This window comes from Amycolatopsis sp. NPDC102389, from assembly GCF_044765885.1.
Classification (GTDB): domain Bacteria; phylum Actinomycetota; class Actinomycetes; order Mycobacteriales; family Pseudonocardiaceae; genus Amycolatopsis.
In genome coordinates this window covers 1-22,913 of the sequence record NZ_JBIWKX010000019.1, presented here as the reverse complement: position 1 = coordinate 22,913, position 22,913 = coordinate 1, and the positions used below count along the sequence as shown (strand labels likewise).

Genomic DNA, 22,913 nt, shown 5'->3' with positions numbered 1-22,913 from the left:
TGGACCTAGGGCTTCAACAGCACCGGGCTGCCGGTGACCTCGACGGAGCCCGTCTCGATCTCCGGCCGTGTCCCGTCGAGACGTTCCGCCGAGCCCGGCGCGGACAGCCGCGCGGTACCCGAAGGGGCCCACGCGACCCGGAACTCCGCGCCGTCCCGGACGAACCGGCATTGCCACAGGTTCTCCGGCAGCCCGGCCCGCGTGCCCTCGCCGCAGGACCGGATCTTCGCGCCGTCGAGCCAGCGGCCGAGCCGTTCGACGTGGGCGGCGGCGCGGGTCGGCGGCCCGCCCGCCGGCTGGAGCACGATCGGCACGCGGTCGCTTCCCCAGTTGTAGAAGTACATCCGCTTGAAGCGTGCGTAGAGGCCGGTCAGGAAGAAGCGGGCGGCGTAGTCCGCGGCGACCGGGGGGTCCACCGCCGGCTGCAACGGGACGTCGAAATCGGTGCCGGTGCTCCACAGGTTCGCGTGCCCGTTGGTGCGATGGAAACTCCGCTCGACCTCGTCCGCGACGGCGAGCATGGTCTCCGGCGGATCCGCCATCCGGGCCGGGTGCAGCTTGACCGCGGCGGCGTCACAGCTCTCGTAGCCGCGGAGTTCGCCGAACCGTTCCAGGACCCGCCGGTACGCGGGATCGGTGAGCTGCCCCATCGACGGGCAGACCACGACGGCGCCGGGATCACCCGCCTTGATGATCCGGCTCGCCCGCCGGACCATCTCCACCAGCCGTTCGACCGGGCCGGTGAAGTACTTCGGGTGGTTGGCCATGTCCCACAGCTCGTAGGACTCGATCCGGCCGCGATACCGCTCGACCACTTCCCCGACGAAGGCGTCCCAGTCCGCGAGGTCGTCGGGCGGCGCCGCCCGGGAGCCGTCCGGATAGGCCGACGGCGGCCCGCCCGGCGCCGCCCAGCCAGGGGTGCCACCGAAGACGTACAGCACCGGGAGCCCCGCCCGGTTCGCGCCGTCGACCAGCCTGTCCAAAGTGGACCAAACGGGCCTGCCGCGGTCCGGTTCGAGGTTCTGCCAGCGGGTTCCCGAGTCCCAGAGCCGGACGGCGCCGACGCCGAACGTGGGCATCAGCCCGGTCTCGCTGTTCGCCGTCACGCCGAAGAACGCACTGTCCACAACGGACGGGACATCCGTCCACATCCGGGCGTGGAGCGCCGGCGCGGCCGGTTCCGTCGCGGGTATCGCGCTCGCCCCGACCACGGTGACCATGACGAGCGAGGCCAGCAGCGGCCACCACCCGATCCGGCTCCGCCCCCGTGGCTCCGGAACCGGATGCGCGGCGGGAGGCGCGGACGCGACCTCTCCCCGTGCCGCGTCCGCGCGTTCCCACAGCCGGAAGAGCCTCGACAGTTCGTCGCGCTCGGCCTCGCAGACCGTCGCGATCCGTTCCAGCGGGCCGAACGCGGCCGGCAAGCTGACCCCGCTGCAGTAGCGGTGGACGGTCGATCGGCTCAGATGCGCCTTGGCACCGATCCGTTCGTAGCTGTGACCGCTACGCCGTTTCAGCCCCTCCAGCAGTTCCGCCAAGGCCCGGCCGTGTTCTCCTCCTGCCATGGGTCCCTCCCCCGGGTGTTGCCCACGAAGCGTCACCGATGCTCCGCGCACGGGACACACCTTTTCGTCCCAGCGAAAACATCACCGCGCCCGGACGTCGCGGAAACATCTCACGCGCCCGCGTCTCCGCAGGTCAGGGCCGGGTCTTCGTCCCACCCTCCCGGATTGGTCCGATCGGCTTGTCTCAGGGCGTCCGGCACGTTTGAGTTACCGCCGGAGAAGAAAATGCCGTCTTGAGGGGGACGAGGCATGACTCTGCGCATGATCTTCGATCGGAAGGACCTCCAGGGGATCCGGATAGCCGAGGCGCCGGACCCGCTGTGGGAGCTGGTCCTCGGTTCGCATCAGCTGAGGGAGGACCGCCCGTCGGCCTGGCGGCGGCGGGTCCAGCTGGACCTGCGCCAGAACGAAGAAGCGGCGAGATCTCTGAAGACGCTGTTCACCCTTGTCCCGCCGAAGGGGAACTTTCCCGATTTCCTGACCCCGCCCACGTCGGCGGGCTCCTTCGAAAGCGGGCTCGAAGCGGTGGCGTGCACCCCTCGCGGGCGGCTGTGCGCCGACCTCCGGACCGTGTTCACCGGCACCGCCCCGACCTGGGTGAAACGGCTCGCCGACGGCGATCGCGACGAGGTCCACGGCGTCGTCGGCGCCCTGCGCGACGCGTACGACCTGGTGATCGCGCCGTTCTGGCACACCATGCGCGAGACCGTCGCCGCCGACCGGGCCGGGCGGGTGCGCACGCTGGCCACCGAGGGCGCGGGAGCGATGCTGCGCGGCGTCCCCGGCGTCCGCGGCTGGGACGGCGAGGTACTGGAGATCGCGTACCCCCGGCAGCGGACCGTCCAGCTGGGCGGCCGGGGGCTGACCTTGATCCCGAGCCGGTTCTGCGCGAACACGCCGGTCACCTTCATCGATCCGGCGCTGCCGCCGGTGCTGCTCTACCCCGCGAGCGTGACGAACGCGCGCCCGGTGGACGTGTCCCCGGAACTGGTGGCGCTCCTCGGCCGGACCCGTGCCGAAAGCCTCGGCGCGCTGCGCGTCCCGCGCACCACCAGCAAGCTGGCCGTCTGCCTCGGCACCTCGATCGGCACGGCCAGCAAACAGGCGGCCGTGCTGCGCGAAGCCGGGCTCGTCACCAGCGTCCGGCAGGGCAGCGCCATCCTGCACCACCTCACCCGGCTCGGCACGGCACTGCTCACCGGGGAACTCGACGAGGCGACCGCTCCCTGAAATGCGGTCGTCGCGTGTGCAAGGACCCGCTGACCCCGCGTTTCGTCCTCTGGATGCGGTCGTTGCGTGTGCAAGGACCGCATTCAGAGGACTACTTGCGCTCGTCGAGCGGACGGGCGTTGAGGTGATCGGCGAGCAGCTTCCGGGCGATCTCTTCCGGATCCTTCTCGGGCGGGAGCGGCGGAGGAGGCGGCGCGGGGCTCGCGTCCTCGTTGTAGAGGTCCTCGTCCTCCTCGACCGGCTCGGGCGGGAGCGGGATGTCCGGCTCGCTGGTCGTCACCTTCGGCCGCTGGGGCTCCGGTTTCGGCGCGGGGGCCGCAGGAGGGGCGCTGGGCGCTTCGGCGGACCGGCGGGTGAAGGATCGCTCGGGCGCGGATGGCGGCGGCGCGGCCTTCGGCGCGGCGGCCTGCCGGGGCTGCGCGGCACCGTGGACACACTGGATCTGCCAGTCACCTTCGAAGACCGCCTTGAAGGCGGCGGCGATGCGCTCCGTGTGCAGCGGTTCGGAAAGGCGGCGGATCACCGGTTCCGCGTTGTGCGTGAGCGTGACGGCGTTGCCCTCGACGTTCACCACGCTCGCCTGCGTGAGCATCGCCCCGGTGACGGTGCCGCCCGGGATCTTGCGGATCGCGGCCTGCACCTGCGGCCACCGGGCGCGGATCCCGTCCACGTCCGATGCGGGCGCCGCGTCACTCGAAGCTGCGGGCGCGGCGGGAGGCGGCGGTGTCGGCGCGGAAGGACGTTGCGGGGCGGGCCGCTCGGCGACCGGCTCGGGCCGCGCGGCGGGTTGGGGAGCCGGTGCCGCCTGCTGAGCGGGCGCGGCGGATCGCTGTGACGGCCGCTGGAACTCACGGACGGGCTCGCCCGAGGGAGGAGCGGCGGGCGCGGGCGCGGACTGCGCCACCGGAGCGGCTTGCGCGACCTGGGCCGGAGCACCGGCGACGGGCGCCGGAGCCGAAGCGGCACGGCGCTCGAGCCGTTCGAGCCGGGCGAGCAACGCGTCGGTGCCCTCGGCGACCGACGGCAGCAGCATCCGCGCCGTCAGCAGCTCCAGCACGAGCCGCGGCGAGGTCGCGCCCCGCATCTCCAACAGTCCATTGTGGACGATGTCGGCGTAGCGCGAGAGCGTGGCGGGCTCCAGCTTTCCCGCCTGCTCCTTCATCTTCTTGAGCTCGTCGTCCGGCGCGGCGACGAGGCCGCGCTCACCCGCGTCCGGCACCGAACGCAGCATCACCAGGTCACGCAGGCGATCGAGCAGGTCGGTGGCGAACCGGCGCGGGTCGTGCCCGGCCTCGGCGAGCCGCTCGACGGTGCCGAACACGGCGGCCGCGTCGTCCGCGGCCAGCGCGTCGACCATGCCGTCGATGAGCGCGACGTCGGTGACACCCAGCAGCGACACCGCGCGCGAGTAGTCGACGCCGTCCGGCCCGGCTCCCGCCAGCAGCTGGTCGAGCACCGACTGCGTGTCCCGCGCCGAACCCCCGCCTGCCCGGATGACCAGCGGATACACCGCGGGCTCGACCGTCGCGCCCTCGGCGGCGACGTTGCGTTCCAGCAGCTCGCGCATGGAGCTGGGCGGGATCAGCCGGAAGGGGTAGTGGTGCGTCCGCGACCGGATGGTGGGGAGCACCTTGTCCGGTTCGGTGGTCGCGAAGATGAAGATCAGGTGCTCGGGCGGCTCTTCCACGATCTTCAGCAGGGCGTTGAAGCCCTGCGTGGTGACCATGTGCGCCTCGTCGATGATGAAGACGCGGTAGCGCGAGTCCGCCGGGGCGTAGAAGGCCCTGTCCCGCAGCTCGCGCGCGTCGTCGACACCACCGTGGCTGGCCGCGTCGAGCTCGGTGACGTCGACGCTGCCGGGGCCTTCGGGCGCGAGGTTGCGGCACGAATTGCACTCGCCGCACGGATCCGGCGTCGGACCCTTCGCGCAGTTCAACGACCGCGCCATGATGCGGGCGCTGGACGTCTTGCCGCAGCCGCGCGGGCCGGAGAAGAGGTAGGCGTGGTTGATGCGGCCGGCGGCCAGCGCCGTACGCAGCGGATCGGTCACATGCTCCTGCCCGACGACCTCGGCGAAGGTAGCCGGACGGTACTTTCGGTATAGAGCTAGAGCCACGCGTTGAATCTAACAGTGGCGCGTAGCGTCTCCGTTGAGGGCGGCGGCGGGGGCATGGATGGATACCGGGAAGGTCCGACGGTGAGACCAGCACCGACCCCAGGCAGGTATCCGGTCCGCTTCGGCACCGCCGAACTGCTCCAGGACGCCGACCGTCCCAACGCCTGGATGATCTCGGTCGACGGCGTCGCCCAGTCGCATGTCAACCTCGACGACCCCACGGATCTCGAGTTCGACTACATCCGCAGGATCGCCGACGTCGTCGACTGCCTCGGCGAAGGCCCGCTAGACGCGCTTCACGTCGGCGGGGCGGCCTGCACGTTGCCCCGCTACATCGCCGCCGCACGGCCGCGCTCACGGCAACTGGTCTTCGACGCCGACGGTGAACTCGTCGCGCTCGTCCGCGAGCAGCTGGGCTTGAAGGGGCTGAAGGTCCGGGTCGGCGACGGCCGCGAAGGCGTCTCCGGCCGGTACGACGCTTCGGCCGACCTGGTGATCGTGGACGCTTTCGAACGCGGAATCCTGGCCGGCGGGCTCGCGACCGTCGAGTTCACGCACGAGATCGCGCGCGTCCTCCGCCCGGCCGGAACCTACGTCGCCAACGTGTCGGACGGGCCGAACCTGCCGTTTCTCCGCCGTTTCCTGGCGACACTCGCGACGTCGTTCCCGCACCTGGCCCTGCTCGCGGAGCCGGGCGTCCTGCGGGGCCGCCGCTTCGGGAACATCGTGGTCGCCGCTTCCCGCGTCGAACTCCCGGTCAAGGATCTGAGCCGCCGGGCCGCATCCTCGGCGTACCCGGCGCGCTGTGTCGCGGGCGATGACCTCCGTGACCTGCAAGGCAAGGCGAAACCCATCACCGACGCCGAAGCCCTGCCTTCGCCCGTGCCGCCGAAGGATGTGTTCGGGATCTTCTGACCCCAGAAATGAAAGGGGATCCCGCGCACCCGTCAGAGCTTGCTTATCCTTGCTGCCTTCCGGCCCTGGGGAGGTTCACAAGATGGACGCCGCGCGGGATCCGAGGACCAGTGTAGTCACTCCCGCCCCAGCATGGAGGACAGTGGGGGGTATGAGTACTCCGACCTGGGAAGATGTCCTGAAGGCCGCCGAGGCCGTTCATCCGTTCGTGCGGCGGACGCCGGTGCTGCGCGCCGAGGTCGACGGGCGGCCACTGGTCCTCAAACTGGAACATCTGCAGCGGAGCGGGTCGTTCAAACTGCGGGGCGCGGTGAACGCGCTGGCGAGCGGCCCGTTGCCGGAGCGCGTGCTGACGGCGTCCGGCGGCAACCACGGGTTGGGCGTGGCGACGGCGGCTTCGCTGCTGAATCTGCCCGCGACGGTGTACGTGCCGGAGTCGGCTCCGGAGGCGAAGACGGCCCGGATCGAGGCTGCGGGCGCGAAGCTCATCCGCCACGGAGCGACGTACGCCGAGGCCGCAGCGAAGGCGCTCGAAGCCGCCGCTGAGCCGGGGACGCGGTACCTGCACGCGTACGACGATCCCGCCGTCGTCGCCGGTCAGGGCACCGTCGCGGCCGAAGTGGTCCAGGACGCGCCGGACGTCGACGCGTTCCTGGTCGCGGTCGGCGGCGGCGGGCTGGTCGCGGGGACGTCGCTGGCCGGGTTGCCGACGTTCGCCGTCGAGCCGGAACGATGCCGCGCGCTCGGCGCCGCTTTGGAGGCGGGCGAGCCGGTGGACGTGGAGATCGACTCGGTGGCCGCGTCCGCGCTGGGCGCGACCAGGGTCGGCGGCGTCCCGTTCGCCGTGCTCCGGGATCGGGTGACGTCGGTGCTGGTCAGCGACGCGGAACTGCTCGCCGCGCGGGACCGGCTCTGGGACGAGTTCCGGCTCGCCGTCGAACCGGCCGCGGCGGTGCCGTTCGCCGCGTGGCTGGCCGGGCGGACCGAGGGCGAGCTGCCCTGCGTCATCCTCTGCGGCGCTAACAGTGACTGGAAGCCCTGAGCACGACCCGGAACTCCGTGTGCCCCGGACGGCTGACGACCCCGACCCGACCGCCGTGCGCGGCGACGACGGCCGCGACGATCGCCAGGCCGAGCCCGGTGCTGCCCGCGGCCCGTGACCGCGAATCGTCGCCGCGGGCGAAGCGTTCAAAGACCTCCGGGAGGATCCCGGGCGGGATCCCCGGCCCACCGTCGACAATGGACAGTGTCACCGTCGAGTCCACCATGGACAAAGAGGTGGCGACCTCGGTGCCGGCCGGCGTGTGCGTGCGCGCGTTGCCGAGCAGGTTGATCACCACCTGGTGCAGCTGATCCGCGTCACCGAGGACGGTGATCGGTTCCGGCGGGACCTCCAAGAGCCATTTGTGCTCCGGCCCGGCGACGTGCGCGTCGGCGACGGCGTCCGCGACCAGCCTGGACAGATCGACCGGCTGGTGCACCACCGGGCGGCCGGAGTCGAGCCGCGCGAGCAGCAGCAGATCCTCGACCAGGCCGGTCATCCGCGTCGATTCCGACTCCACCCTGCCCATCGCGAACGCGATGTCCGGCGGCACCTCGGAGCCGGACCGCCGGGTGAGTTCCGCGTAGCCGCGGATGGCCGCGAGCGGCGTCCGCAGTTCGTGGCTGGCGTCGGCGACGAACCGGCGCACCCGGCTTTCACTGGCCTGCCGGGCGGAAAGCGCGTTCGAGATATGGCCCAGCATGCGGTTGAGCGCGAACCCGACTTTCCCGACCTCGGTCCGCGGATCGGTGTCCACTTCGGACACTCGCTCGGACAGCGCGACCTCGCCGCGGTCCAGCGGGAGCTCGGCGACCCTGGTCGCGGTGGCGGCCAAGCGGTCGAGGGGTTTCATGGTGCGCCGCACGGTCACCGCGCCGAGCGCGCCCGCCAGCAGGATGCCGCCGACGGCGACCCCGCCGAAGATGAAACCGAGGTTCCACAAGGTGTCCGTGACGTCCTTGGTGGGCAGTCCGGTGATCGCGATCCCGCCGTTGGCCGACTGTTTCGCCACCACGCGGTACTCCCCGAGCGACCCGAGGTCCACGTCGGTGGGCTTGTCACCCGTCGTCGACCGCAGCAGAGTGGTGACCTGGGCATGGCTGATCTCGTCGTGCGGGAACGGATCGGTGACCTTCGCGTCGTAGCTGGACCGCAAAACCGCCGCGAGCACACGTCCGTCCGGGAACACGTTGACGAACAACGAACCGGTGCTCTGCCCATACGCCCGAAGGCCCTCGGGAACCCTTTCCCCGCCGGGACGGCCCGGTGGCGGCGGACGGCCGGCGCGTTCGCTGGTCTCGGCGAGGCGGGTGTCGAGCTGGTCGATCAGGAAGTCCCGCAACGCCAGCTCGGTCACCACGCCGACCACCAGGCAGACGAGCGCGAGCAGGCCCGCGACCTGCGCGATCAGCCGTCGTCGCAGGGACCACGGCCGCCTACCCCGCGGGTTTGAGGACATACCCGGCGCCGCGCATCGTGTGGATCATCGGTTCCCTGTCGGCGTCGATCTTCTTGCGGAGGTAGGAGATGTACAGCTCGACGATATTGGCCTGGCCGCCGAAGTCGTAGCTCCACACCCGGTCCAGGATCTGCGCCTTGGACAGGACCCGCTTCGGGTTGCGCATGAGATACCGCAGCAGTTCGAACTCGGTCGCGGTCAACGGCACCAGATCGCCGCCGCGGTGCACTTCGCGGCTGTCCTCGTCGAGGGTCAGGTCGCCGACGACGAGCGTCGACCCGCTCGGCCCGGCGACCCCGCCCGTGCGGCGGAGCAGCGCGCGCAACCGCAGCGCGACCTCCTCCAGGCTGAACGGCTTGGTGACGTAGTCGTCGCCGCCCGCGGTGAGCCCGGCGATCCGATCCTCCACCGCGTCCTTCGCGGTCAGGAACAGCACCGGCAGGTTCGGTACCTCGGAACGCAAGCGGCGCAAGACTTCCAGGCCGCTCATATCCGGCAGCATGACGTCCAGCACCACCGCGTCCGGCCGGAATTCGCGCGCGACGCGGACGGCCTCGGTGCCGTCGGCGGCGGTGCGGATGTCCCAGCCCTCCATGCGCAGCGCCATCGACACGAGTTCGGACAAGGTCGCCTCGTCGTCGACGACCAGCACCCGCACGGGGCTGCCGTCGGCACGGCGCAGGCCGGCCTTCGCGGAACCGGACGAAGGGACGTTCACACTGGTCATGCTGCCATCCTGGGCGGTCCCGATGAGGCTTCTCTGTGTCCCGCCTGTGCGTTTCCTGTGAACGATCACCCTGCCGGGGAGCGAAACACAGCGCGTGCCCACCGGCGGCACAGCTCCCGCACAGCGACGGCGCCGACCATGGCCGCAACCGACCATACGGAGGCGACCAGATGACCGAACCGACCAAACCCGCCGAACCCCCGGCGGACGAGCCCGCCGCCTGGGGCGCGCCCGCCCCGGCGGGCGAGCCCAAGAAGACCTGGTCGGGCCGCAAGACCGCGATCGCGGCCGGGGTGGCGGTGGTGATCGCCGCCGGCGGCGGGGCCGCGATCTGGGCCGGGACCGCCGCGAACGGCGCCGAACAGGGCGGGATGATGGGCGGCCCCGGCGGCGGCCGGGTGCTGATCGGCCCCGGCGGGGGTATGCCGCGCGACGCGCTGCACGGCGACTTCGTCGTCTCCGACGGCAATGGCGGTTACAGCACCGAGCGGACGCAGACCGGCGAGATCACCGAGATCAGCGCGACGTCCGTCAGCCTGACCAGCAAGGACGGCTACAAGCAGGTCTATACGATCGACGCGTCGACGAAGAAGACCGGCGAGCCCAAGGTCGGCGAGACGGTGCTCGTGAACGCCAAGGTCACCGGGGACACCGCGACGGCGACGAGTATCGGCAAACCCGGGCAGAACCAGCGCGGCGGGCCGCCCGGTCAGGGCCAACCGGGACAGGACGGCCAGCGGCGCTACTGACCCAGGACGGCGAGAAGCGCGGCGGCCGTCTCGGCGGGTTCCTGTCCGGAGGTGTCGAGGACGACGCGGTCTCCGCCGGAACGCCGCATCCGGGCCGCCTCGGCGACCGCGCGGGCGGCCACCCGGTCCCGCACCCCGGGTGGCGCGCCGCGTAGTTCGTCGCCCGCCAGCAGCGCGGACTCGCCCTTCGCCCGGCGCCCGACCCGCTCGGTGAGCGTGGTGTCGTCCGCGTCGAGGTGCACGACGTCGACCTCTTCGAAGACCCGCCGGTGCTCCGGGCGGAATTCCCTGGCGACGACGATCAGCCGCTTCGCTCCGGCTTCGCGGTAGCCGCGCCAGACGGCCGCGAGGTTCGCCGCCTCCAGTGCCGGATCCGGGCCGGGGTTCACGAACCCGAACTGCGCGAGATCGACGTACGCGACGGGCATCTCGCGCGCCCAGAGGTCCCGCAGCGCGCTGAAGGCGGCCGTCGATTTGCCGACCGCCGTCGGGCCGGTCACCACGGTCACCGGACCGGGCAGCGGGGGCTCGGGGTCCGGACGCCGTACTGTTCCGGTGTCCACCACACAACGGTGAAACAGCGCTTCCACGGTTTCCTCGGGCCGTTGCCCGGTGGTGTCCATCCGTTCGCCGAAACCGGTGCGGTCGTAGGCGTCCGCCACCGCGAAGAGGTCGGGCAGGGCCGCGGCGGGTGAGCCGCGGCCGAGGAAGCGGCTCTCGAGTTCGTCGCGTTCACACGTCAGGCGGATGAGCGTGAGGTCGAAGTCCCGGCCCTCGATATACGGCTTCGCCGGGTCCACCACGCCTGACACCACGACCTGCGCGGTGCCTCGCAGGACTTCCAGTACTCGCAGCAGGTTGGCCGCCTTGATCGCGTGCGCGGCGTCCCCGCCGCCGGGTGGCGGGCCGATCAGGCCGAGCTGGTCGATGTCGACGTACGCGACGTCGCCGCCGGATTCGACGAGGCGCGTGTACAAACCCCAGGCGGTGGTCGATTTCCCCGTTCCCGGCGCCCCGGTCGTCCAGAGCACGGGCGTCGTCGCGGTCCCCATGGGTTTCGATCTTAAGAACCCCTGTCCAGCGAAATAGGGCAGAGTTGTGCCCGTGCGGGACATCAGTGGTTCGCTGGCGAGACAGGCCTGGGCGGTCGCGGCCGTCTGCCTCGTCGCCGACGCCGGCCTGTTCCTCATCTCGGGACCGCCGCTCTCGCTCGGCTGGCAGGCATGGCTGGTCCTGATCGGCGGGATCATCGCCAACGCCGCGCTCGCCGGGCCTTCGCGGTATTCCGGCTGGGTTTCCGCCGCGCACGGCGCGCTGCTCATCGCCGCGCCGCTCCTGCTGTACCCGTACGACCACTATTTGCAGGCCACCAACGCGGGCGTGCTGATCGCGGGATACCGCGCGGGCGCCTGGCTTTCGATCAAACCGGCGCTGGCGGCGCTGGCCGCGATCCTCACCGGGCTCTTCGCCTGCATCCTCATCCCGGCCGACCGGGGCGACCGGGACTGGCGGCTCGTGCTCATCGACGTCGGCGTGAGCGGGCTGCTGCCGTGGATGGTCGGCCGCTACACGACCGCGCGGCGCGCGTACATCGCCGATCTCCAGCGCGCGGAGGAACAACGGCGGCAGCACGAAGCCGAGGCGGTCCGCCGTGCCGTCGTCGAAGAACGCACGACGATCGCCCGCGACCTGCACGACGTCATCTCCCACCACGTCAGCGCGATCGGCGTGCACGCCGGTGCCGCGCGGCTCGGGCTGCCGGAGGGCGAACCGGCCGTACGGCGTTCGCTCTCGGCCGTCGAATCGTCGAGCCGGGCCGCGATGGCCGATCTGCGCCGCCTGCTGGATCTGTTGCACGGCAAGGAGAACGGCGACGTCCAGCGGCAGCCGGGGCTGGACAACCTCGACGAGCTGCTCGACAACCTCCGCACCGCCGGGCTGCCCGCGCGGCTGATCAGTCATGGCGGGCCGAGGGAACTCCCGGCGTCGGTGGACATCGCGTTGTACCGCATCGCGCAGGAGGCGCTGACGAACGCGCTCCGGCACGGCTCCGGCGGGATCGTCGAGATCGACCTCGCCTACCGGCAGACGGAGGTGCTCCTCACGATCACCAACGAGATCGGCCGTCCGAACACGTCCGCCGACTCGACGAAACGCGGCCTCGCCGGGATCAGGCAGCGGGTCGCGTTGTTCGGTGGACAGGCCGAATGCGGACCGCTCGACGACGGGCGGCACTGGCGGGTTCGAGTCGGTTTTCCTTTGGAGGCACAGTGATCCGGGTTCTGCTGGCCGACGACCACGCGATGTTCCGGTCCGGGATGCGCGCGGTACTGGACACCCAGGCGGATTTCGAATGCGTCGGTGAAGCGGCGGACGGACGCGAGGCCGTCGCGCAGGCGGCCGCGCTGCGCCCGGACGTCGCCGTGCTCGACGTCCGGATGCCCAAATTGGACGGTCTCGCCGCGACCGAGGCGATCATGTCCGCGCCCGGCAACGACACCCGTGTCCTCGTGCTGACGACGTACGACTCCGACGAGTACGTCTACCGCGCGCTTCGGGCCGGTGCGAGCGGGTTCCTGCTGAAGAGCCTCGCCCCCGAAGAACTCGTCTCGGCCATGCGGGTGGCCGCGCGCGGCGACGCGCTGATCGACCCGGCGGTGACCCGGCGGCTGGTGTCGACCTTCGCCGGCAGCATCGAACCCGCGGCCGCCGAACCCGCGGAACTGGAACGGCTCACCTCACGCGAACGCGAAGTGCTCCTGCTCGTCGCCGACGCCTCCAGCAACGCGGAGATCGCCGAGCGCCTGCACGTGGGCGAGGAGACGGTGAAGACCCACGTTTCCCGGATCCTGGCGAAGCTCGGGCTGCGGGACAGGGTGCACGCCGTCGTCTACGCCTACCGCAACGGTCTCGTCGGCGGCCGGTGATCGGTTCGCCGGACGGGGCTCCCGGTGCCAGAATCGCCACAGGGCACGTCGAAGCGGGGAGCTGTGGATGAAACGCTGGGTCACGCTCACGATCGGGCTGGTCTTCCTGCTGGTCGGCGGGGTCTGGGTGCTCCAGGGCGCCGGCGTGCTGACCGGCAGCTTCATGACCGGGCAGAAGCTGTGGTTCCTGATCGGGCTCGTCGCGTTCCTGGTCGGGGTGGTGCTGGTGGCGGCCACCGCCCGTCGTACGCGCCGGGCCGCTGGTGACGACAAGACCGGCTAGGTGTCTCTCCTCGGCCTCAACGCCGAACTCGCGTGATCAGAGGCGTGACTCGCGTGCTTGGAGGCGTAACTCGCGTGATCAGGCGATCTTGAAGATCGGGTAGCCGGGCGCGATCTCCAGCAGCTTTTCGTCGGACGCCTTCGCGTCGACACCATCGAAGAACACACCGACCTCGAACTTCCAGCGCTTGAGGTACGCGCGCAGGATCTCGGGCTTTTCGTCGTCGGCGAGCTCGGTGTAGGTGAACGCCTCGGTGCGGCGTCCGACGGTGAGCTGTCCCTCACCGGCGACGCGCAGGTTCCGCACCCACTGCGTGACACCGCGCGGCGCGACCAGGTAGCGCTCGCCGTCCAGCTTCAGCAGGTTGACCGGGACAGAGCGCAGCTCGCCGCTCTTGCGACCGCGGACCGAGAGCACCCGGCTGCCCAGGACGCTGACGCCGAGCTTCGTCAGCTTGAGCACGAACTCGTTGAACGCGTTGGTCGCCTTGGCGGGCTTGAGGTAGCGGGTGGTGGCAGTGCTGGCGGCGACGGCGGGGGTGGTGGTCATCTCGTCTCCTCGAAGTCTGCGAGAGCAGTGCTCTCTGTTAAGAGCAGTGAACACCAGAGCGGTGCATCATGTCAAGAGCACTGCTCTCGTTTAGGTGCAATGCTCTACAGTGAGAGCATGGCCGCCACTCAGACCGCGCGCGAACGTGCGCGCGCCGAGCTCACCCGTGAGATCAAGGACGAAGCCCGTCGCCAGCTCGCCGAAGTCGGTGCGCTCGGCCTCTCACTCCGCGCCGTCGCGCGAGAACTGGGCATGGTCTCGTCAGCGCTCTACCGGTACTTCTCCAGCCGCGAGGAGCTGCTGACCGCCTTGATCGTCGACGCCTACAACGCCGTCGGAGAAGCCGCGGAGGCCGCCGACGACCCCAAGAAGGCCCCGCTGGAACGGTGGGAGTCGATCTGGCACGCGGTCCGCGCCTGGGCGAAGGCTCACCCGCACGAGTACGCCCTGATCTACGGTTCGCCGATCCCCGGCTACCAGGCTCCGCAGGACACCGTCGCCCCCGCGGGCCGGGTGGCGTTCGCACTGGTCGCGGTCCTGCGCGACGCGAATCTCCGGGTCGAGACCGAGGTCGGTGAGATGCCGGTCGAGCTGCTCCACCAGCTCGACGCACTCACCGAGATCCTGAAGGTCAACCTCGGCCCCGAGACCGCCTCCCGGCTGATCATGGCCTGGACCCAGCTGTTCGGGATGATCAATTTCGAGCTGTTCGGCCAGTACGTCGGCTCCGTCGACCCGGCGGACGCCTTCTTCGCGCACGGGATCCGTCAGATGGCCGAGTTCACCGGGATCAAGATGACCGGCTGAGCGCGGTCCACGAGCGCATCAACAGCTGGACGGCGTCGACCACGTCCTTGTCGCCCGTCCCCTCCGGGCTGAGGAAGCGCTGCAACAGGAGACCGTCCTCGAGCGCGTGCAGGATCAACGCGAGGAAGGCCGGATCGGCGGGCGGTTCCGCGCCCCGCGCGGCGAGCTCGGCCCGGATCGAAGTCTCCAGCAGCGCCCTTGTCGACTTCTCGCCTTCGCCGACGAGCGGACGGGCATCGGGATTGCGCAGTGCGTAAAGGGCCAGCTCGGTGCGCAGCGTCAGCCAGCCGGCGAGGTGTTCGGCGCGCTCGACGTTCCAGGCGCGCAGCCGGTCCATCATCTCGGCGAAGGAGCCGACGCCTTCACGCAACGCCGCGACCTCCTCGGCCTCGCGCTGGGTCCGGCGGCGCAGCAGTTCGACGACCAGCTCGTGCTTCCCGTCGAAGTTGCCGTAGAAGGCACCACGCGTGAAGCCCGCCCGTTCGGCGATCTGCTCGACGGACGTGCCGTTGACCCCGCGTTCGGAGAACAGCTCGGCGGCCGCCGCGAGCAGGCGCTGCCTGGTCTGCTCGCGGCTTTCCTCCCGCGTCAAGCGTTTCGCCGTCACACGGCGATCTTAGAGTTCGGAGCCGGCCTTCCGGCCGGACAGCCACACTCCGCCCGCGAGGACGGCGGCGGCGACCACGACGGCCAGTGCGGTGAGCGGCCACAACGCCTGGCTCGCCAGGAACGCGGCGACGGCGCCGAAGAGGACGGCGACGAGGAGCAACGGCGTGGTCCGGACGGCTGCGGCGGCGGGGACGGTGGCCATGGGAGCTTTCCCTTCGGGGGTGGTGCGCGGAACACTCGGTTTTCGCGGAGGGGACCTCGCCGGCTCGGTGGCCTTACGCCGAGTGGGGCACGGATCACCCATCCGGGCGAGATATCGGTGTGGCGGCTAGCGTCACGACGGGACGACATCGAGGGAAAGGCGGCTCGCGGTGGAGAAGTGGGCGGAGCAGGTCGGCAGGATCCGGGTCATCGGAACCGGGGTGATGGGCCGGGGCATCGTCCAGCTCGCCGTGACGGCCGGGCTCGAGGTCGAACTCGCGGACGCCCGGCCCGAGGCGGTCGGCGAGGCCATCGACCACGTCGGCGCGATGCTGGGCAAGCTCGCCTCGAAGGGCAAGATCACCGAGGAAGCCGCCGACGCCGCGAAGGGCAGGCTGATCGCGGCCGAGAGTCCGCTGGCCCCTGCCGACGGCGTCGACCTGGTCGTCGAAGCGGTCCGCGAGGATCTGGAGATCAAACGCGCGCTGTTCGCCGAGCTGGAACGGGTCTGCGGCCCGGACACCGTGTTCGCCACCAACACCAGCTCGCTTTCGGTCACCGAGATCGGCGCCGCGCTGACCGATCCCGGCCGGTTGCTCGGCCTCCACTTCTTCAACCCGGTCCCGCTGATGCGGCTGGTCGAGGTCGTGCCCGGCGCCCGGACCGCCACGTGGCTGCCGCCCGCCGTGACCGAACTCGTCCGCGGCTGGGGGCACGAACCCGTCCTCGCCCGCGACGCGCCGGGCTTCCTGGTCAACCACGCCGGCCGCGGGCTCGGCACCGAGGCGTTGCAGATCCTCGCCGAGGGGATCGCGAGCCCGGCCGAAGTGGACCGCGTCGCCCGTGACGTTCTCGGCCTGAAGCTCGGCCCGTTCGAGCTGCTGGACCTCACCGGTCTCGACGTCTCGCACGCCGTGCTCGAAAGCATCTGGAGCGGCTTCCACGGCGAACCGCGGTTGCGGCCGTCGTGGCTGACGCGTCCCCGGGTCGCCGCAGGGCTCTTCGGCCGCAAGAACGGCGAAGGCTTCTACAGCTATGTCGACGGGCAGCAACAGGTCGAACCGGAACCGGCCGCGCCGGAAGCCCCGAGCACCCCGGTGTGGGTCGACGACGAACGCCTCGGCACGCTGCTGTCGGCGGCGGGCATCCAGGTCGTGCACTCCGCCTACCCGGACACGGTCCTGATCGTCAGCCCGATCGGTTCGTCCACTGTGGACACGGCGCTCGCGGCGGGCCTCCCGGCGGAACGGGTCGTCGGCGTCGATCCTCTTGGCGGCTACGGGAAACGCCTGACGCTTTCGGTCCACCCCGCGCTCGACCCGGCCGCCGGGCGCACCGCCTGGGGCGCGCTCGCCGCGACCGGCCTGCCGGTGACCGTGGTCCGTGACGGCCCCGCGCCGATCGCGCAACGGCTGCTCGCCTCGATCGTCAACACCGCCTGTTTCATCGCCGGGCAACGGCTCGCGACGCCGGAGGACATCGACACCGCCGTCCGGCTCGGCCTCGGTTACCCGCGCGGGCCCCTGACCTGGGGTGACGAAGCGGGCGCCGATCTCGTGCTGCGCGTCCTGCGCGGTCTCGTCGCGAGCACCGGCGACCAGCGCTACCGGCCGAGCGCCTGGCTCACCGAACGCGTCGCGCTCGGCCTGCCGCTGACATCGACGGGCACGTCACCGGCCGATCTGCTGCACTGAGACCCCGAAGCGCGTGAAGGCCCCCTTTCCTCGGTTCAGCCGAGGAAAGGGGGCCTTCACGCGCGATTACCGCTTACCAGCGACGGTCGGTCACCGCCCCATTCGACGCGTTCCAGAACACGTATCCGCCCTGGAAGTTGTTCTGCCGTCCGCCGGAAACGGCGAACTCGTCGGTGGTCGGATACCTCAGATACCCGGCCTCCCAGCCGAGCGCCTCCCAGCGCTGCCGGATGGCTCCGTAGACGCCGTGCGCGTCGGTCTGCATCGTCCAGTAGATCGACCCGGCCTTGGTGAAGTGGACGTACCGGCCGATACCGTCCGGCGTCGTCGCCTCTTCCATGGTCGGATACCCCATGGGCCCGGTCTCCCAGCCGAGCGCTTCCCACCGGACGCGGATCCGGCCCCAGATGGCCTTGGCGTCCGTCTGCACCGTGTAGTAGATCGACGCGTTCTTGCTGAAGTGGTTGTAGCGGCCGATCCGGTCGGGCGTGATGCCTTCGTCCGTGGTCGGGTAGCCGATTTCACCGGCCTCCGCGCCCAGCGCCTTCCACCGCACCCGGATCCGGCCGAACACCGGATGCGCGCCCGTGTTCACCGTGTAGTAGATCGACGACTGCATCTTGCCGGGCCACATCGGGAAGTCGTTGTAGCGGCCGATGGTGTCCGGTGTGGTCATCTCGTCGGTCGCGGGCGGGCCGAATTCCTTGTGACCGCCGGCGGCGAGGTACTTCTTGAGGATCTCGCCCTCGATCTGCTTCACGCCCGTGTCCTTCGACCAGTACAGCCGCCCGCGCTCGTAGGTGCGGAAGCGGACCGTGCCGTCGACGGCCTCGGGCGCGGTCGGCGCGCCGAGTCGTTGGGCCAGCGCGGGTTCGTCGCGGTAGCGCTTGTCGATCGGGGTGATGTAGTTCGCCGTGATCGTCTGGTCGGCGGTGCCCATGGTGATGTTCGTCAGCCGCCCGGTGGCCCCGTTGGACCAGCCGGTGAACGTCGACGCGCCGTCCGAAGCGACCTCGGCCGCCTGGACCTCCACGGTCGCGCCTTCGACCACCATCGCCGACGAGGCCCCGCCTTCCGGCGTGATGCCCAGCGCCGCGGCGACGTTGCTGGTCAGCGTGAGCCGGTGCTCGCGAGGCTTCGCGATGTAGGTCTTCGAGACTTTGACGCCGGCGCTGTCGGTCGCCGTCGCGGTGAACTCCAGGTTGGAGTCCGTGTGATCGGTGAACGGCATGGCGAACGCGGGGCCGGTGCCGCTCTGGTCCGGATGCGCGTGACAGACCGCGTTTTCGGGGCAGTGCCGCACCAAGGTGGTCCAGGTGACCGGAAGGTCGCCGTCCTCGGTGTCGGTCACGGTCGCGCCGACCTTGACCTCCTCGCCGACGGCGAACAGGTGCTCACCGGGGTCGGTCATGGTCAGCTTCGGCGAGTGGTTCCCGGGCGCCACGGCGATATCCGTGCTCCCGGCCGCCTGCAGGCCGTCCTTCACCGTCAGTTTGGCGGTGAACTTCTCGGCGCCCGCCGGGTAGGCGTGGCTGACCTTCGCGCCGGTGCCGGTGGTCCCGTCACCGAAGTCCCACTCGTAGGTCAGCTGGTCGCCGTCGAAGTCGTACGAACCGCTGCCGTCGAAGGCGACCGTGCGGGTTTCGGGGTTCGTCTCGGAAGTGGCGACCGCGACCGGCGCCTTGTTCCCGGTGGTGTAGCTGAGCCGTCGCAGCAGGCCGCTGTAGATGTCGGCGTAGACGATGTCGCCGTTGGCCGCGGCCAGGAACTTGACCGGACCGCCGATACCGGTGAACTTCGGCGGCGTCTCCTGCGGGCGGACGACCCTGCCCTGCGTGTCGTACTTGGCCGTCCAGATCTTCTCGGTGGCGTAATCGCCGAAGAAGTACGCGCCCCGGTATTCCTCCGGGTACGACTCTCCATTGTAGACAATGCCGGCGGTGACGCTGTTGCCGTTGTCGATGCCCTGCCCGTGGCGGATCGCCAGCATCGGCGGGGTGTTCACAGCCGAGGCGCACTGCGGCATCGCGGAGAAACCGTCCGCGGGCTGGTTTCCCTCGAAGCAGGGCCAGCCGAGATTCGCGCCCTTCTGGACGAAGTTGATCTCTTCCCAGGTGCCCCAGCCGACGTCGCCGACCACCGGGAGGCCGGTGGCGGCGTCGAGGGTGAACCGGAACGGGCTGCGGAAGCCGCTCGCGAACACCTTTGAGCGCAAGGAGTTCGGGTTCGCCGCGGTGTAGTAGGGGTTGTCCGGCACGCCGGCGCCGTCCGCGGTGATGTGGAAGATCTTGCCGAAGATCTTGTCGAGGTCGTACACGTTGAGCGCGAACGGGTCGGCCGCGCCCTGGAACCGGGAGCTGTCGCCGGTCGAGACCCACACCGTGCCGTCGGGGGCGGCCACGACACCGGTGATGCCGTGGATGTCGGTGTTGGCGGCGCCCTCGATGAGCACCTTTTCGCCGGTCAGCCCGGTCGGCTGGGCGCTGCCGGTGACCGTCCAGCGCGAGGCGCGCAGGGCGATCCCGCCGGCGACGTCGACCGCGCGGGCCGTGTAGATCGTGCGGGAGGTGGCGTAGTCGGGCGCGATCGCGATTCCGACCAGGCCGAGGTCACCACTGCTGTGCACCGCCAGGGTGGCGATGCTCTGGGTCTGCCCGGTGGTGGACACCCAGGCGACGTTGCCCTGCTTTCCGGTGGTCAGCATCGAGCCGTCGGGCAGGTAGGCGAAGTCGGTCAGATCGTATGGAGCCTGCCCGCTCTGCTGGTCACGCAGGACGAAGCCGGGCGGCAACACGGGCACCGCGGACGCCGGAGTGGACGTCAACGGCACCAGCAAGGTCACTATCAGCAACGTCACGAGGGCGTGACAGAGCGCACGGAATCTCGAAGGCATGCAAGGGCCCCTTTCCCCAGTCGAACGTCTCATCGATGGGGCCTACGTGGGCATTTCACACTTTCGAGTGCCTTTATCGAACTGTGATCACCACCGTCGGTCGATCACCTGACCCGTGCTCCGGTTCCAGGTGACGTAGCCGCCCTGGAAGCTGTTCTGCCGTCCGATGGGGATGCCGAACTCGTCCGTCGTGGGGTAGCGCAGGTACGACCGCTCCCAGCCGAGCGCGGCCCATCGCTGCCGGATCGCCCCGTAGATCGCGTGCGAATCGGTGGCCATCGTCCAGTAGATCGAGCCCGCCTTGGTGAAATGGTTGTAGCGGCCGGCGCCGTCCGGCGTAGCGGATTCGTCCGTGGCGGGGTAGCCGAGCGGGCCGGTCTCCCAGCCGAGCGCCTCCCACCGCACCCGGATGCGGCCCCAGATCGCGTGCGCGTCGGTCGGCACCGTGTAGTAGATCGACGCCTTCTTGCTGAAGTGGTTGAACCGGCCGATCCCGTCGGGGGTCGGGAGTTCGTCGGTCGTGGGGTAGCCGAGCGGGCCGGCCTCCCAGCCCAGCGCCGCCCATTTGACCCGGATCCGCCCGTACACCGGATGCGCGCCGGTCGACGGCGTCCAGTAGATCGACGCCTGCATAGTGCCGGGCCGGTTCGGGAAGTGGTTGAAGCGGCCGAGGCCGTCCGACGTGGCGGTCTCGTCGGTCGCGGGCGGCCCGAACGTCCGGTGCCCGCCCAGCGCGAGGTACTTCTTGAGGATCTCGCCCTCGATCTGCTTCACGCCGGTCTCGGCGCTCCAGTAGAGCCTGCCGTTCACGTACGGCCGGTAGCGCACGGTCCCGTCGGCGACCTCCGGCCCGGACGGCGCGCCGAGTCGTTGCCGCAGCGCGGGTTCCGCCTGGTAGCGCTTGTCGATCGGGGTGAGGTAGTTCGCGATCAGGGTCAGGTCGTTCGCCGGAACGGTGATGGTCACCGTGCGCGAAGTGCGCCCGTCGGACCAGTTCGCGAACGTCGAAACGCCGTCCGCGGCGATCTCCTCCGCCACGACCTCGAAAGTCGCGCCTTCGGTCACCATCGCGGTGCTGACCCCGCCCTCGGCCGGAATGCTCAAGGCCGCGGGCACGGAACCGGTCAGGGTCAGCCGGTGCTCACGCGGCATGGCGACGTACGTCTTGCTCGCCGTCACCCCGGCACTGTCGGTCACCGACGCGGTGATTTCGACGCGGGAGTCCTGGTGGTCGGTGAAGGGCACGGTGAAAGCCGGTCCGCCGCCGGGCGAACCGGGATGCGCGTGACAGGTCGCTTCTTCCGGGCAGTGGCGGATCAGCGTGGTCCACGAGACCGGCAGAACGCCGTCCTCGGCGTCGGTCGCCGTCACCCCGACGACGACCGGTTCCCCGACCGCGAACGTCCGGGAGCCGGGATCCGTCATCACCGGCATCGGCGAATGGTTGCCCGGCACCACGACGACGTCGGTGCCGTCGTCGGCACCGAGACGGTCCGTGACGGTCAGCCGCGCCGTCGCTCTCGTCAGCTCGGTGCCGTAGGTGTGGGTCACGCGGACGCCGGTCTGGCTCGTGCCGTCGCCGAAATCCCAGTGGTACGTCAGCGGATCGCCGTCGAAGTCGTAGGAACCGCTGCCGTCGAAGGTCACCGTCCGCGTCGACGGTTCGGTGCTCGACGTCGCCACCGCGACCGGTTCCGCGTTCGTCCCCGGATAGCTGAGGCGGCGCAGGTTTCCGGTGTGGATGTCGGCGTACACGATGTCGCCGTTGGCCGCGGCCGCGAATTTGACCGGCCCGCCGACGCCGGTGAACCTCGGCGGCCGCTCCGGTGCCCGGACGAGCCTGCCCTGGCTGTCGTACGTCATCGTCCAGATCTTCTGCGTGACGTAATCGCCGAAGAAGAAGGCGCCCCGGTATTCGTCCGGATAGGACGATCCACTGTAGACGATCCCGGCGGTGACGCTGTTCCCTTCGTCCGCACCGGATCCGTGGTGGTACGCGGTGACCGGCGGCGTGTTGACCACACCCGCGCAGCCCGCCAGCCCGGAATACCCTGGCGTGGGGGCGTTTCCTTCCCAGCAAGGCCACGCGTGGTTCGCCCCCGGCCGTACGATATCGACCTCTTCCCACGTGTTCCAGCCGACGTCACCCACGACCGGCAGGCCGAGCCGCGGGTCGAGGGAGAACCGGAACGGGCTGCGGTAGCCGCTGGAGAACACCTTGGAGCGATGGGCATCCGGCGCGTTTGCGGAGTAGTACGGGTTGCCGGGGACGCCGGCTCCGTCCGGGGTGACGTGCAAGATCTTGCCGTAGAGCTGATCGAGGTCGAGTGAACGCAACGCGCCCGGATCCATCCTGGTGAAGTCGGCGGCGTCGCCGATGGAGATCCACAATGTGCCGTCGGGCGCCGTGACGAGCCCCGTGATGCCGTGGACGTCGTAGAACCCGGGAAGGTCGACGAGCACCCGTTGGTTCGCGAGACCGGTGGGGACGTCCGTGCCGGTCACCGTCCAGCGCGCCACCCGCATGGTGAACGCGCCGCCGCTCGTGTCGAACGACCACGCGAGGTAGATCTGGCGCGTCGTGGCGAAGTCCGGTGCGACGGCCAGACCGACGAGGCCGAGATCCCCGTTATCGTGGACCGGAAGGTTCGCGACAGTCCGGGACGGACCGGTGACCGGCACCCAGGCGACCTTGCCGCTCTTGCCGATGCTGAGCACGGAACCGTCCGGCAGATAAGCGAAATCGGTCAGGTCGAACGCGGCCTGACCGCTCGGCTGGTCACGCAGGACGAAGCCGGACGGCAGTGTGGGCGCCCCGATCGCTCGCGGTGCGCCCACCCAGCCCGGGAGAAGCAGGATTGAAACCGACAGCGCGATGAATACGCGAGTGAGTACCCGGTTCTTGATCATCGGCGCTTCCCCATTTCCGGCGTGTCCTGGGCAGGTCGCCGGAACCGGGGAAGTCATTGCCGCCGGGGGCTTTCATTTATCTCAAAGCAACCGAACCGCAATGATCCGTACGAGAAGAGCGCGGCGGTGAGGCCTCGGTGGGGTGGGGGGGGGGGGGGGGGGGGGGGGGGGGGGGGGGGGGGGGCGCCCGAGCCCGCCCCCGCAGCCCCGCGGGGGGCGCCGGGCCGGCGCGCCGCC

The 22,913-nt window shown here is 70.4% G+C and carries 19 protein-coding genes and 1 other RNA gene; 9 read left to right on the top strand and 11 right to left on the bottom strand.

The genetic code is table 11. The features are described 5' to 3' along the window. Positions 1-5: 5 nt before the first annotated feature. Positions 6-1,565 (bottom strand): helix-turn-helix domain-containing protein, encoded by a 1,560-nt coding sequence (locus tag ACIRGA_RS18190; protein WP_400942458.1) that lies wholly within the window; start codon positions 1,563-1,565, stop codon positions 6-8. 249 nt (positions 1,566-1,814) lie between these two features. Here ACIRGA_RS18190 and ACIRGA_RS18185 point away from each other — a divergent pair, with 249 nt between their 5' ends. Then, entirely contained in the window at positions 1,815-2,795 is a 981-nt protein-coding gene (locus ACIRGA_RS18185; protein WP_400942457.1) for an ArsR/SmtB family transcription factor, read from the top strand. 91 nt (positions 2,796-2,886) lie between these two features. On the opposite strand, the gene ACIRGA_RS18180 is transcribed toward ACIRGA_RS18185, so the two are convergent. Further along, a complete protein-coding gene (locus ACIRGA_RS18180) occupies positions 2,887-4,911 on the bottom strand; it encodes a DNA polymerase III subunit gamma and tau (RefSeq protein WP_400942456.1) in 2,025 nt (674 codons plus the stop codon). Between the two features lie 81 nt (positions 4,912-4,992). Between ACIRGA_RS18180 and ACIRGA_RS18175 the strand changes: the two genes are divergently transcribed. Continuing rightward, positions 4,993-5,826: a spermidine synthase gene (locus tag ACIRGA_RS18175; protein WP_400942454.1), complete on the top strand. Its 834-nt coding sequence runs from the start codon at positions 4,993-4,995 to the stop codon at positions 5,824-5,826. 10 nt (positions 5,827-5,836) lie between these two features. Here the strand turns inward: ACIRGA_RS18175 and ffs are convergent. Then, positions 5,837-5,931, bottom strand: an RNA gene (ffs, locus tag ACIRGA_RS18170) — signal recognition particle sRNA small type. 46 nt (positions 5,932-5,977) lie between these two features. Between ffs and ACIRGA_RS18165 the strand changes: the two genes are divergently transcribed. Further along, positions 5,978-6,868, top strand: coding sequence for a serine/threonine dehydratase (locus tag ACIRGA_RS18165; protein WP_400942453.1), 891 nt, complete (start codon positions 5,978-5,980; stop codon positions 6,866-6,868). On the opposite strand, the gene ACIRGA_RS18160 is transcribed toward ACIRGA_RS18165, so the two are convergent. Next, complete coding sequence (locus ACIRGA_RS18160) at positions 6,846-8,327, bottom strand: sensor histidine kinase (protein WP_400942451.1); 1,482 nt, start codon at positions 8,325-8,327, stop codon at positions 6,846-6,848. The genes ACIRGA_RS18165 and ACIRGA_RS18160 overlap by 23 nt on opposite strands. Further along, positions 8,305-9,054: a response regulator transcription factor gene (locus ACIRGA_RS18155; protein WP_400942449.1), complete on the bottom strand. Its 750-nt coding sequence runs from the start codon at positions 9,052-9,054 to the stop codon at positions 8,305-8,307. The genes ACIRGA_RS18160 and ACIRGA_RS18155 overlap by 23 nt, the downstream gene beginning before the upstream one ends. Positions 9,055-9,224: 170 nt before the next feature. Here ACIRGA_RS18155 and ACIRGA_RS18150 point away from each other — a divergent pair, with 170 nt between their 5' ends. Next, positions 9,225-9,803 carry a hypothetical protein gene (locus ACIRGA_RS18150; RefSeq protein ID WP_400942447.1) on the top strand — a complete coding sequence of 193 codons (579 nt, stop codon included), beginning with the start codon at positions 9,225-9,227 and terminating at the stop codon, positions 9,801-9,803. Here ACIRGA_RS18150 and ACIRGA_RS18145 read toward each other — a convergent pair. Next, a complete protein-coding gene (locus ACIRGA_RS18145) occupies positions 9,797-10,855 on the bottom strand; it encodes a hypothetical protein (RefSeq protein ID WP_400942446.1) in 1,059 nt (352 codons plus the stop codon). The genes ACIRGA_RS18150 and ACIRGA_RS18145 overlap by 7 nt on opposite strands. A gap of 52 nt (positions 10,856-10,907) precedes the next feature. On the opposite strand from ACIRGA_RS18145, the gene ACIRGA_RS18140 reads away from it, so the two are divergent. From ACIRGA_RS18140 to ACIRGA_RS18130, 3 genes are all read left to right on the top strand, one after another. Then, entirely contained in the window at positions 10,908-12,077 is a 1,170-nt protein-coding gene (locus ACIRGA_RS18140) for a sensor histidine kinase (RefSeq protein ID WP_400942444.1), read from the top strand. Next, on the top strand, positions 12,074-12,730 hold the full coding sequence (locus tag ACIRGA_RS18135) for a response regulator (RefSeq protein WP_400942442.1): 657 nt from the start codon (positions 12,074-12,076) through the stop codon (positions 12,728-12,730). The genes ACIRGA_RS18140 and ACIRGA_RS18135 overlap by 4 nt, the downstream gene beginning before the upstream one ends. 67 nt (positions 12,731-12,797) lie before the next feature. Further along, entirely contained in the window at positions 12,798-13,013 is a 216-nt protein-coding gene (locus ACIRGA_RS18130; protein WP_400942441.1) for a hypothetical protein, read from the top strand. 78 nt (positions 13,014-13,091) lie between these two features. Here ACIRGA_RS18130 and ACIRGA_RS18125 read toward each other — a convergent pair whose 3' ends face one another. Next, positions 13,092-13,562 (bottom strand): nitroreductase family deazaflavin-dependent oxidoreductase, encoded by a 471-nt coding sequence (locus ACIRGA_RS18125; protein ID WP_400942439.1) that lies wholly within the window; start codon positions 13,560-13,562, stop codon positions 13,092-13,094. Positions 13,563-13,679: 117 nt separating this feature from the next. On the opposite strand from ACIRGA_RS18125, the gene ACIRGA_RS18120 reads away from it, so the two are divergent. Then, positions 13,680-14,369, top strand: coding sequence for a TetR/AcrR family transcriptional regulator (locus tag ACIRGA_RS18120; RefSeq protein WP_400942437.1), 690 nt, complete (start codon positions 13,680-13,682; stop codon positions 14,367-14,369). On the opposite strand, the gene ACIRGA_RS18115 is transcribed toward ACIRGA_RS18120, so the two are convergent. Together ACIRGA_RS18115 and ACIRGA_RS18110 are read right to left on the bottom strand one after the other, a co-directional pair. Then, positions 14,353-14,976, bottom strand: coding sequence for a TetR/AcrR family transcriptional regulator (locus ACIRGA_RS18115; RefSeq protein ID WP_400942436.1), 624 nt, complete (start codon positions 14,974-14,976; stop codon positions 14,353-14,355). The genes ACIRGA_RS18120 and ACIRGA_RS18115 overlap by 17 nt on opposite strands. 9 nt (positions 14,977-14,985) lie before the next feature. Continuing rightward, positions 14,986-15,180, bottom strand: a complete 195-nt coding sequence (locus ACIRGA_RS18110; RefSeq protein ID WP_400942434.1) for a hypothetical protein — start codon at positions 15,178-15,180, stop codon at positions 14,986-14,988. A 169-nt stretch (positions 15,181-15,349) separates the two neighbouring features. Between ACIRGA_RS18110 and ACIRGA_RS18105 the strand changes: the two genes are divergently transcribed. Continuing rightward, positions 15,350-16,873 carry a 3-hydroxyacyl-CoA dehydrogenase gene (locus tag ACIRGA_RS18105; RefSeq protein WP_400942433.1) on the top strand — a complete coding sequence of 508 codons (1,524 nt, stop codon included), beginning with the start codon at positions 15,350-15,352 and terminating at the stop codon, positions 16,871-16,873. A gap of 73 nt (positions 16,874-16,946) precedes the next feature. Here ACIRGA_RS18105 and ACIRGA_RS18100 read toward each other — a convergent pair whose 3' ends face one another. Both ACIRGA_RS18100 and ACIRGA_RS18095 read right to left on the bottom strand, forming a co-directional pair. After that, positions 16,947-19,766, bottom strand: a complete 2,820-nt coding sequence (locus ACIRGA_RS18100; protein ID WP_400942432.1) for a PQQ-dependent sugar dehydrogenase — start codon at positions 19,764-19,766, stop codon at positions 16,947-16,949. A gap of 87 nt (positions 19,767-19,853) precedes the next feature. Further along, on the bottom strand, positions 19,854-22,676 hold the full coding sequence (locus ACIRGA_RS18095) for a PQQ-dependent sugar dehydrogenase (RefSeq protein WP_400942430.1): 2,823 nt from the start codon (positions 22,674-22,676) through the stop codon (positions 19,854-19,856). Positions 22,677-22,913 lie beyond the last annotated feature (237 nt).